Consider the following 12,715-nt stretch of genomic DNA (forward strand, 5'->3'; position numbering starts at 1 on the left):
TTTTTTTGATTACTGATAATTGATATCTGATAACTAAAATAAGATGAGTAAATTATATTTAGTACCAACACCAATAGGTAATTTAGAAGATATGACTTTTAGAGCAGTACGAATTCTAAAAGAAGTAGATTTTATTTTAGCGGAAGACACGCGTACAAGTGGTAAACTTTTAAAACACTTTGAGATTGCTACACAAATGCACAGTCACCACATGCATAATGAACATAAATCTGTAAAAGGAATTGTGCAAAGAATACAAAACGGAGAAACTTGCGCTTTAATTTCAGATGCCGGAACACCTGCAATTTCAGATCCTGGTTTCTTACTAACCAGAGCTTGTGTAGAAAATAATATTGAGGTAGATTGTTTACCTGGAGCAACAGCTTTTGTGCCTGCTTTGGTAAATTCTGGGTTGCCAAATGATAAGTTTGTGTTCGAAGGTTTTTTACCTGTAAAAAAAGGAAGACTAACTCGATTTTTATTATTAGCGGAAGAAACAAGAACGATGATTTTTTACGAATCTCCACATAAATTAGTAAAAACACTTGGGCATTTTGTAGAATATTTTGGAGCTGATAGACAAGTTTCTGTAAGTAGAGAATTAACAAAAATGTTCGAAGAAACCATTAGAGGAACTGCAACCGAAGTTTTGGCTCATTATACAGCAAAACCACCAAAAGGAGAAATTGTTGTAATTGTAGAAGGGAAATCTTCTAAGTAAATTATTAATTACATAAAATCCCAATAAATAGAAATTCTATTTATTGGGATTTTACACAAAAACTAAAGATTTATTACATTTTTTTAGTAGTAATTATAATGACACCATTTGGTGAGTTGTATTTTTCTATTGCTTTTTCTCCTTTTAAAACTTCCATCTTTTTAATAGTATTAGGACTTATAGTATCTAACGTTTTTCTATCTGTAACTTTACCATCAACAATTACCATTGGTGCGTTTTTATCAGTAACAGTATTATTTTTTTTCTCTATTTTAAGGTTAGAAATTCCAGTTGCTTCTAACTCTTTTGTTTTTATTAAAATAACACCATTTGGTGAATTGTATTTTTTTAAAGCTTGTTCTCCCTTTACAACAAATACAGACGCTATTTTATTTTGATCAATTAAATCCATAGGAAAATCGAATACTTTACCGTCAATATAAATAGTAGGCTTAGCACCTTCTTTTAACTTTACATAAATATTTTCTTTCCCTTCTTTTTTCTCTTCTTGAGCTGTAATTATTGTTGATGATAACAACATTATAATAGCGATAAATAGTACTTTCTTCATTTTATATAAATTTAATATTAATAATTATTTTTAGTGGTTTTACTCTATTTTAGTGTATACAATTATCAAGTCACTTTCAATAAGTACGCTAATTGGTTGTACTTCTTGTTTTGTAAACATATTTTTAGCCTCGTTTAGTAAAGCTTCTTTTTCTCCATAACTCAAACCGCTATCACTTATAGTATTTATATAAAGTGTGCTGATCAATAAGATTGATGCTGCAGCTGAAATTAGTCCAATTTTAAATCTATTTTTTTGAGTTGTTTTTTTATCAAAAGATTTCCATAAATCATTATTAAAATTATCAGGAGCCACTTTTTTGTTCTTTTTTACAAAAGTAGCCACTGTTTTAATGGCGGTTTCTGAATCATTTACGTTCTCAAATAAAAAAGATTCTTCTTTTAAAGAACTTGAACCTAATTTGTATTTTGTAATTAAGTTTTTAATATTTTCCTCTTTCATAACTATATGTTTTTTCTAACTCAACACCTATTTGTTTTCTTGCTCTAGAAAGTAAAACTCTAACGTGTTCAATTTTAATTTCTAATGCAGCAGCTATTTCTGTAAACTCGTACCCATCTAAATCTCGCATCATAAAAACTTCTGTTTGTTGCTTTGGTAATTTTTTAAGAATTTCTAAAATAATTGTATTTAACTCTTTCCATTCTATATTGGTGTAATCTTTTTTAGATTCCAAAATCTTAAAATAATCTGTTGCATCATCTAATACAAAAGGTTTTTTCCTTAAAATATCTATACAATAATTACGTGCTGTTAAAAATACAAAGCCATTAATATTAGGATGCTTTTCTACTTGTTTACGTTTCTGCCAGAGTTTTAACATTATTTCTTGAATTGCATCTTCTGCATTAGCAGAACCAAGCATACGAGCAACCATAGGAAATAAACGTTCCGATAATGAAAATACTTTATGTTTAAAATCTATCTTGTTCATTCTTTTTATATAACGAGGAAACTTATGATTTTATAACAAAGAATGTTGTTTTTATTTTAAATTTGAAGAAAATTACTGGAAACAAGTACGTAAATATATAATTTCTTTAAAACATTAATATGATTATTCAAGAATTAAAAACCAAGTTAAAATCAAATCCAACATCAATTAACTTTGCAGACACAATGCAAGTAATTGAAGATAATTTTAACTTTACGCCAACTACTTTTATAAACGGAGACATTAAAAATAATGCAGGCGAGAATTCTGGTTCTTGTAAATTATTTGCTTTTTCTGTTGCTCAAAAATTAACAAAAGAAGAAACCTTATTTTGTTTTGGAGAACATTATAAAAATGTTTTAGAAGATGAAAATGGAGATTCTCATCAAAATATTAGAAACTTCATGAAAACAGGTTTCGATGGTTTGTCTTTTGAAGGTGTCGCTTTAGAATTGAAATAAGCTTTTTTTTAGAGTTCGAATGTCATTTCGAAATGAGTTTTTCAACGATTGAGAAATCTCATATTAAAAAGCTATTTATTGTAGTTACTTTGTTTTAAAAAATAAAAACTACTATTTTTAGAGAATGCAAAGCCTTTTATCAGAAATAAAACAATGTACCATTTGTGAACCTAATCTAGATTTGGGAGCAAACCCGGTTGTTAGTGCTCACAAAAATTCTAAAATTGTTATTGTTGGGCAAGCTCCAGGAACAAAGGTTCATAAATCCGGAATTCCTTGGGACGATGCAAGTGGAAAACAATTAAGAAAATGGTTGAATGTTTCTGATGAGGAATTTTATGATGTAGAAAAATTTGCCATTGTACCAATGGGTTTTTGTTATCCCGGAAAAGGAAAAAGTGGAGATAAATCACCACGTAAAGAATGTGCACCAAAATGGCATCAACAATTATTTGAGTTAATGCCAAATCTAGAACTGATTATTTTAATAGGAATGTATGCACAGAACTATTATTTAAAAGACAAAGCTAAACGTACGCTCACAGAAACGGTAGATAATTATCCGGAGTATTTGCCTAAATATTTTACATTGCCACATCCGTCTCCCAGAAATCGGTTTTGGATGACTAAAAATCCATGGTTTGAGAAAAATGTAATTCCGGAATTAGAAAATAGGGTTCAAAACATCATTAGGAGAAAATGAAAGAGAAAGTCTTGTTTTTCGATTTTCAATCTTTTGATATAAAGTATTAAAAAACTTTTGTCTTTCTACAGAGGCATCACCAGAAAGGTTGTTAGAAAACTCTATTTGCGTTTTAAAATGTTGTTCAATCTGGTTTGTTGTATTTTCATCACTTATTCTAAAATAACTTAAATTAGTATAGGGCACAAAAATCTTTTTTTGGGTTTCAGATTTCATAATTACCGTATTTAATAGTGGAACCAAATTGTTGTGGTATAATTGGTAACTACTTTCACTATGGTTTCTTTTTTGATTTTTTGCTTGTTCTTCAATTACCTTTAATGAATCTACCAAACTATCAGCAATCATTATTGACTCTGGTTTTGTGGTGAGACCTATGTCAAAAAAATATTGAATTTGATTTAAAATATTATCTATCGTAGAATCACTCCATATTTCTGTTAATGATATTTTATTGTATCCTTTTAAAAAAGTCTTGTGCTTTTTCAAAATTTCAGAAGAGGGCGTAAATTCCGAAAAAGGCATTTTTTTAATATTAGAATCTTTAGTAGATATATTAATTAAAGCAAATATTCTAAACATAGAAAAAAAACCACTGCCCGCATGATATAGAGGGTAGTCTTTAAGAGAGTTTATTAATAATGCTTTTCTCGACTCTTGTAATTTTTGAATTTCATTAGATGATTTATCTAAAAAAGTTTGTAAAAAGTCATCTTCAATTATATGATGAGTTTTCTCTACAATAATCCTTTTACTATTGTTGGTGGATAATAATAAGGTGTTTAAATCTATATTGTAATGATTTGCAAGTTTTAACGTTTCAGCTAAATTTAATGCTGTTTTTCTGTTAACCCTTCTATATGCAGCATCATAACTTAAATCTAAAACCTCTGCAATTTTATCTATAAAAGAAACGTTTTTAGGGAGTTTCTGTTTAATGTAATTAAATAATTCTTCTTCTGAGCTTTTCATTTAGGCCTTTTTTTTCGTACTTAAAAATCACAAAAAAAACATTTATTTTTTGTGAAATACACAATTTTAAAACTAATGTTTTCTTTACTTTTGTGTACTAAATTTGAAAAGGTTGGGGGACCTTAATAATTTATTTGAACCTCCTCACTTTTATAGTGAGGAGTTCTTTTTTTTTGAAAAATAAATGTACTGCTTTTTATTGATGTTTACCAACTTCAAAACCATGTTTTCCTAAATATTGATCTCCGCTATCAATTGCATCTTTTTCTAAGGTTGTTCCCATGGAATCATTCCAACGATTTAAGTATCCAAAAAGGGAAATTACACCTAACATTTCTACAATTTCACCTTCATCCCAATATTTATATAATTCATTTTTAATTTTTGCGTCAACAGCATTAGGTACCATAGAAGCAGCTAAAGAAAAATCTAATGCAGCGCGTTCAGCATCAGAAAAAGCAGGGTGTGTTTTGTATTCCCAAATATTATCTAATTGCTCTTGTTCTGCTCCGTAACGTTCTGCAGCTCTAATGGCGTGGGCTTGGCAATATCTACAACCGGTAGCATTACTAGAAACCCAAGCAATCATTCTTTTTAATGCAGATGTTACCCTGCCTTCATTTGCCATAACGGCTTTATTTAAGTTGATGAAAGCTTTTGAAATTGCAGGTCTTCGCTGCATTGTTAAAACAGAATTTGGGCAAAAACCTAAGGTCTCATTAAAAAATAGGGCTAATTCTTTTGTTTCTATATCGTGTTCTGCGGATAATGGGGTTACTAATGGCATATTTATGATTTTAAATTTATTTATGGAATTCTATTTTTATAACTTTACGATAAATATAACTGTAAAAAAATGGAAATAAAACTGCATTCTTATAATCTTCAATTAAAACACACTTTTACAATCTCTAGAGAGTCTCATGACTTTCAACCAAGTTTAGTTGTAGAGTTAATTTCAGATGGATTTTCTGGTTTTGGTGAAGCAACTTCAAACCCTTATTATAATATTACTGTCGAAAACATGATGGCTACTATTCAACAATACTTACCTTTTATTAAGTCTTTGTCGGGAGAGGAGCCTGCTAATTTTTGGCAAAAATTACAACCGTTATTTGCTGAAAATATGTTTGCTTTATGTGCTTTAGATATTGCTTTTAATGACTTAAATGCACGTAAAAAAGGAAAAAAACTATATGATGTTTGGGGGTTAAATACCGATAAAAATCCAATGACAGATTATACTATTGGTATCGATTCTGTTGAAAAAATGTTAGCGAAGATGAAAGAACTTCCTTGGCCAATTTATAAAATAAAATTAGGGACTAAAAATGATATTGAAATAGTAACTGAATTAAGAAAACATTCTGATGCAATTTTTAGAATTGACGCCAATTGTGGTTGGACTGCAGATCAAGCAATAGAGAATTCTTTTAAATTAAAAGAATTAGGTGTAGAGTTTTTAGAGCAACCTTTAAAAGCAGATGATATTGAAGGCGCTAAAAAATTATTCAAAAATTCTGCTTTACCAATAATAGCAGATGAAAGTTGTATTGTAGAGAGTGATGTAGAAAAATGTTTTGGTTTATTTCATGGTGTAAACGTAAAGTTAACAAAATGTGGAGGTTTAACACCTGGTAAAAGAATGTTGGAAAAAGCCAAAGAATTAGGTTTAAAAACAATGGTTGGTTGCATGACAGAATCTACCGTAGGTATTTCTGCAATTGCACATTTATTACCTCTTTTAGATTATGTAGATATGGACGGTGGTTTGTTATTGAAAAAAGACATTGCTAATGGAATTACTATAGATAATGGGGTAATTTCTTATGCTGATGAAAATGGAACCGGAGCTTCATTGTTATAAATATGCAATTAGAAAAAGTACCAACTACAACAGCTTTTTTAAGCGGAAAAGAATATTTGTATTTTAGTGGAACTTCTTATTTAGGAGCTGCTGCTTTACCCGAGTTTCAAGAATTACTTTTTAAAGCTATTCAAAAATGGGGAGTTTCTTACGGAAGCTCTAGAAGTGCAAATATAAAATTAGCTATTTATCAAAGAGGTGAAACTTACTTGGCTAATTTTTTGCAAACAGAAGCTGCTGTAACAGTTTCATCAGGAACTTTAGCAGGTCAATTTGCTATAAAAATATTAGACACGTTTGTAGATGCTTTTTATTTTATGCCAAAAACGCATCCGGCAATTTTGCCGGAAAATGCGTTGGCTGTTTTTAATGATTCCGAATTAAATCCATCTTTAAAAATAATCAAAAATAAAAAAATAAGTATTGTTTTAGACGGAATTGCTGCATTTGAAACAACACCGTTTTCTTTTGATTTTTTAAATGAAATAGACATTTCTAACACCATTTATCTGCTGATTGATGAATCTCATAGTTTGGGTGTTTTAGGAGAAAATGGAAACGGAATTTCTAATTTAGTGCTAAAAAGAAAAAATATAAAAGTGATTATTAGTTCTTCTTTAGGAAAATCTTTTGGTGTTAATGGAGGTATAATTGCAGGAGATTTAAGTTTTATTAATCTTATCAAAAAAAACAAGCTTTTTATTGGGTGTGCAGGTATGAGTCCTGCTTTTTTAGAGGTTTTTATAAATGCACAAGAAATTTATAAAAAACAATTAGTAAAACTGAAAAGTAATATGGAGTATGTGTATGATCAGTTAAAAGATAATAAAGCAATTACTATTGATAAAACGTATCCTGTTTTCTTTCATTCTGATGAACAAATAGAACAAATTTTGTTAGATGAAAATATCTTGATAACCTCCTTTTATTACGCTACAAGTACTAAAAAGTTTAATAGAATTGTTTTGAATGCGAATCATACTAAAGCGCAATTAGATGCTTTAATCGACTCAATTAATAACTAATATAAATTTTACAAATGAAAAAAATATACCTTTTACTACTATTAATTAGTGCTGTTGCTTGTAAAGAAGACCTAAAAATTATAGATAAACCTATAGATTTTGGAGAGTTAAGGGAACAATTAACGTTAGAATATTTAGAATCTCATTATGGTATTGTTCAAGATTCTCCAATAATTACTCCTAAGATGGTGGTAATACATTGGACTGCGATACCAACATTAGAAAAGTCTTTTGGAGCATTTGTAAATACAAAAATAGGAAGTCACAGAACAAAAATTAATACTGCTAGTCAGTTAAATGTTTCTTCTCAGTTTTTAGTTGATTTAGACGGTACAATTTATAGATTAATGCCAGAAAATTTTATGGCAAGGCATGTAATTGGTTTAAATCATTGTGCTATTGGAATAGAAAATGTTGGTGGTACAGAATCTACACCTTTAACCGAAAAACAATTGGAAGCAAATATCTGGCTTGTTACTTATTTAAAAAATAAATACGAGATAGATTACGTTATTGGTCATTATGAATATACTAATTTTGAAAATCATGATTTATGGTTAGAAAAAGACAATGGCTATAGAACATTAAAAACAGATCCAGGAAAAGACTTTTTAATGAAAATTAAAAGTGCTACTAAAGAATTAGGATTTAAAGAAGTTCCTGTGAAAGAATAATATTTTAAAAAAAAATATAGAATAAAAAAAGCATCAGAAATTATTTCTGATGCTTTTCTTTTGATCTAATAAATTATAGTTGATTATTCAGCTACATTCCACCAAAGAGGTGTTGTTAATCTAACATTTGCAGTATTATCTGGCATGTTTTCGTAATTTCTATCTTCTTCATTGTATTCATATACCATTGCCTGAATCCAATCATTTTCTCCAGGGAAAATAGCTAAATTTACATTTATTGGTCTTTCTAAACCAGGATAAATTGTATTGCTATAATCCATTCTTCTCATGTCTACCCAAGTCTCAGGGTCAAAAAGTAATGTAATGTATTTCTGAATCATAATATGAGATAATGTAATACCAGCTTCTCCTACTTCTGCATCCATTTTAGCTAAATAACCTGCTGTTTCAGTTCCTGTTGCTTCCGCTTTTTCAAAATCTGCCTGAATTCCTGCTTTTAAAGCAGTATAAGCACCAGAGTTATCTCCTTTTCTTAATCTAGCTTCTGCTTCTATGTATTTTACCTCGCTATATGTCATTAAGTAAGTTGGAGCAGTAGGGCTGGTGTAAAAACCACCATTTCCAACAGAATAATTATCACCACCATCTGTATTATTAGGTAAAGGACCTTCTCCTGTTCTAACACCTTGGTATCCGCCATTTACTGCTTCTGGTACAATAATTTTAAGACGAGGATCCTCATAAGGAGTATCTAAGTCTAATGAGTTTTTTAATAATTCTACAAAAAAGTGAGAAAAATAATCTACTCTAGAGCTTCCGTAACCTCCTGTTGCATAAGGTTGGCGATCATTTTCTGCTTCTCCACCACCATAAGATCTAAATGCATTGTCTGCATTAGATTGTAAAGCTTTAGAACATGCTTCTATAATTGCATCTGCATCGTAAGCCATATCACCAGAACTTTTCTTAGATAAATGGTTTAAATAACGAGCCTTTAAAGCATAAGCTAATCTTGTCCATTGTTCTTTATTTCCATTATAAAAAACATCACCTCCGTTAGCATTTAATTCAATGTTACTTGGTTGGTTAATTTGTGCAATTGCTTCATCTAACATTTCTATGATTCCTTGATACACTGCTTTTTGAGTTTCAAATTCCGGAGTTAAGTTTAAAGAAGATACTCCATCATAAGTTTCTGTAAAAACAATGTCACCATATTGATCTGTTGTTGTACCAAAACCATACGCTCGTAAAATTTTACCAACTGCTATAAAGTTTGGAGAGTTATGTTTTTCTCCTAAAACAATTAAATCTGCAGTGTTAGGTAAGGAATACACGTATGCATTTTGCCATAAAAAATAGCTACCTGTAGTTAAAAAGCTACTCCAAGTTTCTGAATAATAGTTGGCAACATTTTGCGCTCCATGTTGTGTTATTCCTAATACCTCTCTACTACCTCTATAGATAACACCTGTAAACATGTTTTCTATGGCACCTTTTATACGGTATTGAGGTTCTAATGATTGTGTTGTTGGTGCAGTTACAGAACTATTTACATCGAAATAATCTTCTGAACATGATAAAAACACGATACTAACTAATAGTATAAAAGTTGTATATTTTAAATATTTCATTTTTTATATTTTAAAAAGTTAATTTAAGACCAAGATCAAAACCTTTAGTATTTGGGGTACCAAGATTATCTACTCCAACAGAACCTGCTCCTGGAACTCCTCCTCCAAATGCATTTATTTCTGGATCTACACCACTATAATTAGTAATTGTTAAAAGGTTTCTACCTGTTAAAGAAAACTCTAAATTAGAGATTGGCAAACGGTCTAATAATTTTTTACTTAACTTATAATTTAAACTAACATATCTTAAACGTGTATAAGAACCATCTTCAACAAAGTTTTCTGAGTTTAAAGCATAATAATTTTGATAGTATTCTTGGTTCTTTGTTACTGAAATATCATTTGCAGTTCCATCTGCTTTTATACCAGGAATAATTGTTGTAGTACCTCTATCTAAAGTAGATGTTCCTACACCATAATAAGCCAATGCAGATGCAGTAGCATTGTACACAGTATTACCTTCTACAATGTCTAATAAAAATGATAAACCAAAGTTTTTATATCTTAAAGTACTTGAAATACCTAATGTAAAATCTGGTTGTCTATCAACATCAGCATAAGTTTCATCTGTTAATGTTGGGTATCCGTCGGTTCCTATTAAAACTTCTCCATTTTCATTTTTAATAGCTCTTTTACCCCTAAGTGAAAATAATGAAGCATCTAAAACACCTGCTCCTGCAGCAGAGTTTAAAAAAGTCCAAGAATCAGATAAATACACCTCATTTAGTTCTCCTGGTAAGTCAATAACTGTGGTTACATTGCTTCCAAAGTTAAAATTCATATCCCATTGAAATTCAGATGTGTTTGGCATTAATTTAACAGATAATAATGCTTCTATACCTTTGTTTTCTATTTCTCCACCATTTAAGGTTGCGTAAAAAGTACCTGCTGTTGGAGGAACACGTATATCTGATAATATTTGATTATCTGAAATACTCTTATAATACGTTGCATTAAAACTTAACCTATTGTTTAAGAAGCTAGAATCGAAACCAAACTCCCAACTATTTGTAAATTCTGGTTCTAAAGCTGCGTTACCAACATCTACTCCGTTGTATGCATAACCTGTACTACCAAGTCCATTAATTTGAGTTACCAAGTAACTTTCTAATTGACCAATTGGTGCATCTTTACCTACTTGAGCCCAAGTACTTCTTAATTTTAAATAATTTAATCCATTACCTTCAGATTTAATATCAAATAAATCTGTAAGAACAGCAGATCCTCCTACGGAAGGGTAAAAGAAAGATCTACTCTTTGACGGTAGTGTAGAAGACCAGTCATTTCTACCAGTAACATTTAAAAATAATGCATCTTTATATCCTAATTTTATTTCTCCGAAAACACCCACATTTCTTTTTCTAGCAATACGCTCTAATATGGTTTGATTTTCTGTTGAAACATTACTGATATTATAAATACCTGGAGCTAAAAAACCATTACCAGTTAAGTAGTCTGTTTTTACATTACTATCTTCTATAGTATTACCGGCTAATAAGTTCAATTCAAATTTTTCTGATAATTTTTTAGTATAAGTAGCTATAAAATTTGAAGTGTATTTTTTATACAATCTTTCGTATTGAGAGATATAACCTTCATCTCTAGATTCGTTTAAAGAACCATTTGCGGTTATTCTTCTACTATGTTGATCGTAAATATCTGCACCAAACTTATAGGATAGATTTAAATTTTCATTAATAGCATAATCTAATCCAATAGAACCAATAAATCTATTTAATTCATTTGTATTAGGGCTGTTATCTAAACTCCAATAAACATTGTCAGTTTGTTGACCTGTATAAAAACCCTTTTGAGCTCCGTCTAGATCTGTATAATCATTAATATTTACATTAGAAGGATAATTTAATAAACTAGTAATACTACCACCAGTTGCATTTCCTTGTAGGGTACTTTTAATATTTGTTCTAACGTAATTACCTAAAACAGATAAAGTAAGTTTTTCTGAAATTTTCGAATTTTGATTAATTCTAAAAGTAGTTTTATTGTAAGAAGTAGATGGTATAATCCCTTGATTATCTAAATTCCCTATAGAAAAATACGTATTTCCTTTAGCATTACCACCTGTATAACTTGCAAAGTAGTTTTGCGAAATTCCCGTTTTATAAAAGTCTTTTATATGGTTATATGTTTTTGTACCAGGCGATATTGCTTCTCCCCAAGAAAGTGGACTTTCTAAATTATAATTAATACTTCCATCGGTCTGAACAATTTGTTCACCTTGACCATACATTTGTTGAATGTCTGGGGTTCCCATAACATTGTCTACAGAAAGAGATGAAGAAAGAAAAACTTTACTCATACCTTCTTTTCCTCTTTTGGTAGTAATAATAACAGCTCCTTCTGCGGCTTGTATACCATATAAAGCAGCAGCGGCAGGCCCTTTAAGAACCGTAATGCTTTCAATATCTTCTGGGTTTAAATCAGATGCTCTATTTGTACTTGCAACTTCAGAACTAGAATCGGTAGAATTGTCTATCGGTAATCCATCAACAATCATTAGTGGTTGGTTATTTCCTGTTATAGAAGTACCTCCACGAATCATAATTACAGCAGAAGACCCAGGTGCACCACCAGAACTAGTAACTGTAACACCAGAAACTTTTCCTTGTAAAGAGTTTACCATATTACTTTGGTTTCCTTCTAAAAGTTCTTCAGATTTTAATGCTTGCGCGGCAAAACCTAAAGATTTTTTTTGTCTTTTAACACCGAAAGAAGTTACTACTACCTCATTTAATATATTAGTGTCTTCTTCTAATACAACGTTTAATGTAGCAGAATTTACTTGAACTTCTTTTCTTTTAAAACCTAAAGAAGTAAAAACAATTGTTTCTCCTTTTTTTGCTGTAATAGAATACATTCCATTAAAATCGGTACTTGTACCTATTTTAGTGCCTTTAATTAACACACTTACTCCTGGTAATTCTCCCGTGTTATCTGTTACTTTTCCTTTGACATTAATTTCTTGAGATTGAATATTTAATGTAACCATAAAGATAAGTGAAACTGTAAAAAAAAGTTTTTTTATCATAAAAATGTTTTGTTGGTTAATATTTTGATAAAATTAGCTAAAAAAAAGATAATTCTCTTAAAAAAATTAATAAAACAGCAAGAAAAAACAAAAAACAGCATTAAGTGTGCAAAAAATCATAA

At 29.9% G+C, this 12,715-nt stretch carries 13 protein-coding genes; 6 read left to right on the forward strand and 7 right to left on the reverse strand.

Annotated elements, in window-relative coordinates; translation table 11 throughout:
- Nucleotides 1-43 precede the first annotated feature (43 nt).
- Nucleotides 44-721, forward strand: a complete 678-nt coding sequence (rsmI, locus tag H0I27_RS04395; RefSeq protein ID WP_218732681.1) for a 16S rRNA (cytidine(1402)-2'-O)-methyltransferase — start codon at nt 44-46, stop codon at nt 719-721.
- A gap of 73 nt (nt 722-794) precedes the next feature.
- Here the strand turns inward: rsmI and H0I27_RS04400 are convergent, their stop codons facing one another.
- From H0I27_RS04400 to H0I27_RS04410, 3 genes are read right to left on the reverse strand one after another with little or no spacing between them, the layout of a single operon-like run.
- Nucleotides 795-1,292 (reverse strand): hypothetical protein, encoded by a 498-nt coding sequence (locus H0I27_RS04400; protein ID WP_218732682.1) that lies wholly within the window; start codon nt 1,290-1,292, stop codon nt 795-797.
- A gap of 39 nt (nt 1,293-1,331) precedes the next feature.
- Nucleotides 1,332-1,754 (reverse strand): hypothetical protein, encoded by a 423-nt coding sequence (locus H0I27_RS04405; protein WP_218732683.1) that lies wholly within the window; start codon nt 1,752-1,754, stop codon nt 1,332-1,334.
- On the reverse strand, nt 1,735-2,247 hold the full coding sequence (locus H0I27_RS04410) for an RNA polymerase sigma factor (protein ID WP_218732684.1): 513 nt from the start codon (nt 2,245-2,247) through the stop codon (nt 1,735-1,737). The genes H0I27_RS04405 and H0I27_RS04410 overlap by 20 nt, the downstream gene beginning before the upstream one ends.
- Nucleotides 2,248-2,366: 119 nt before the next feature.
- Between H0I27_RS04410 and H0I27_RS04415 the strand changes: the two genes are divergently transcribed.
- A complete protein-coding gene (locus tag H0I27_RS04415; protein WP_218732685.1) occupies nt 2,367-2,708 on the forward strand; it encodes a HopJ type III effector protein in 342 nt (113 codons plus the stop codon).
- 124 nt (nt 2,709-2,832) lie between these two features.
- The gene (locus tag H0I27_RS04420; RefSeq protein ID WP_218732686.1) at nt 2,833-3,411 is read left to right on the forward strand and encodes a uracil-DNA glycosylase family protein; all 579 of its coding nucleotides are present in this window, start codon (nt 2,833-2,835) and stop codon (nt 3,409-3,411) included.
- Here H0I27_RS04420 and H0I27_RS04425 read toward each other — a convergent pair.
- A complete protein-coding gene (locus tag H0I27_RS04425; protein WP_218732687.1) occupies nt 3,373-4,383 on the reverse strand; it encodes a hypothetical protein in 1,011 nt (336 codons plus the stop codon). The two genes, H0I27_RS04420 and H0I27_RS04425, sit on opposite strands and share 39 nt — an antisense overlap.
- 196 nt (nt 4,384-4,579) lie before the next feature.
- Nucleotides 4,580-5,170, reverse strand: a complete 591-nt coding sequence (locus H0I27_RS04430; RefSeq protein ID WP_218732688.1) for a carboxymuconolactone decarboxylase family protein — start codon at nt 5,168-5,170, stop codon at nt 4,580-4,582.
- A gap of 69 nt (nt 5,171-5,239) precedes the next feature.
- Here H0I27_RS04430 and H0I27_RS04435 point away from each other — a divergent pair, with 69 nt between their 5' ends.
- Genes H0I27_RS04435 through H0I27_RS04445 form a run of 3 tightly spaced genes read left to right on the forward strand, consistent with a single transcriptional unit; the run spans nt 5,240 to nt 7,949 of the window.
- Entirely contained in the window at nt 5,240-6,250 is a 1,011-nt protein-coding gene (locus H0I27_RS04435) for a dipeptide epimerase (RefSeq protein ID WP_218732689.1), read from the forward strand.
- A gap of 2 nt (nt 6,251-6,252) precedes the next feature.
- Nucleotides 6,253-7,275, forward strand: coding sequence for an aminotransferase class I/II-fold pyridoxal phosphate-dependent enzyme (locus H0I27_RS04440; RefSeq protein WP_218732690.1), 1,023 nt, complete (start codon nt 6,253-6,255; stop codon nt 7,273-7,275).
- Nucleotides 7,276-7,289: 14 nt separating this feature from the next.
- On the forward strand, nt 7,290-7,949 hold the full coding sequence (locus H0I27_RS04445; RefSeq protein WP_218732691.1) for a peptidoglycan recognition family protein: 660 nt from the start codon (nt 7,290-7,292) through the stop codon (nt 7,947-7,949).
- 83 nt (nt 7,950-8,032) lie between these two features.
- On the opposite strand, the gene H0I27_RS04450 is transcribed toward H0I27_RS04445, so the two are convergent.
- The gene (locus tag H0I27_RS04450) at nt 8,033-9,544 is read right to left on the reverse strand and encodes a SusD/RagB family nutrient-binding outer membrane lipoprotein (RefSeq protein WP_218732692.1); all 1,512 of its coding nucleotides are present in this window, start codon (nt 9,542-9,544) and stop codon (nt 8,033-8,035) included.
- 10 nt (nt 9,545-9,554) lie between these two features.
- Entirely contained in the window at nt 9,555-12,593 is a 3,039-nt protein-coding gene (locus H0I27_RS04455) for a SusC/RagA family TonB-linked outer membrane protein (RefSeq protein WP_254712610.1), read from the reverse strand.
- Nucleotides 12,594-12,715: the final 122 nt, after the last annotated feature.

Source organism: Polaribacter sp. HaHaR_3_91 (assembly GCF_019278525.1).
Taxonomy (GTDB): domain Bacteria; phylum Bacteroidota; class Bacteroidia; order Flavobacteriales; family Flavobacteriaceae; genus Polaribacter.

Excerpts from the sequence above, each read along its gene's own strand:
- rsmI (WP_218732681.1), top strand. The coding sequence starts at position 44 with ATGAGTAAATTATATTTAGTACCAACACCAATAGGTAATTTAGAAGAT.
- H0I27_RS04400 (WP_218732682.1), bottom strand. The coding sequence starts at position 1,292 with ATGAAGAAAGTACTATTTATCGCTATTATAATGTTGTTATCATCAACA.
- H0I27_RS04405 (WP_218732683.1), bottom strand. The coding sequence starts at position 1,754 with ATGAAAGAGGAAAATATTAAAAACTTAATTACAAAATACAAATTAGGT.
- H0I27_RS04410 (WP_218732684.1), bottom strand. The coding sequence starts at position 2,247 with ATGAACAAGATAGATTTTAAACATAAAGTATTTTCATTATCGGAACGT.
- H0I27_RS04415 (WP_218732685.1), top strand. The coding sequence starts at position 2,367 with ATGATTATTCAAGAATTAAAAACCAAGTTAAAATCAAATCCAACATCA.
- H0I27_RS04420 (WP_218732686.1), top strand. The coding sequence starts at position 2,833 with ATGCAAAGCCTTTTATCAGAAATAAAACAATGTACCATTTGTGAACCT.
- H0I27_RS04425 (WP_218732687.1), bottom strand. The coding sequence starts at position 4,383 with ATGAAAAGCTCAGAAGAAGAATTATTTAATTACATTAAACAGAAACTC.
- H0I27_RS04430 (WP_218732688.1), bottom strand. The coding sequence starts at position 5,170 with ATGCCATTAGTAACCCCATTATCCGCAGAACACGATATAGAAACAAAA.
- H0I27_RS04435 (WP_218732689.1), top strand. The coding sequence starts at position 5,240 with ATGGAAATAAAACTGCATTCTTATAATCTTCAATTAAAACACACTTTT.
- H0I27_RS04440 (WP_218732690.1), top strand. The coding sequence starts at position 6,253 with ATGCAATTAGAAAAAGTACCAACTACAACAGCTTTTTTAAGCGGAAAA.
- H0I27_RS04445 (WP_218732691.1), top strand. The coding sequence starts at position 7,290 with ATGAAAAAAATATACCTTTTACTACTATTAATTAGTGCTGTTGCTTGT.
- H0I27_RS04450 (WP_218732692.1), bottom strand. The coding sequence starts at position 9,544 with ATGAAATATTTAAAATATACAACTTTTATACTATTAGTTAGTATCGTG.
- H0I27_RS04455 (WP_254712610.1), bottom strand. The coding sequence starts at position 12,593 with ATGATAAAAAAACTTTTTTTTACAGTTTCACTTATCTTTATGGTTACA.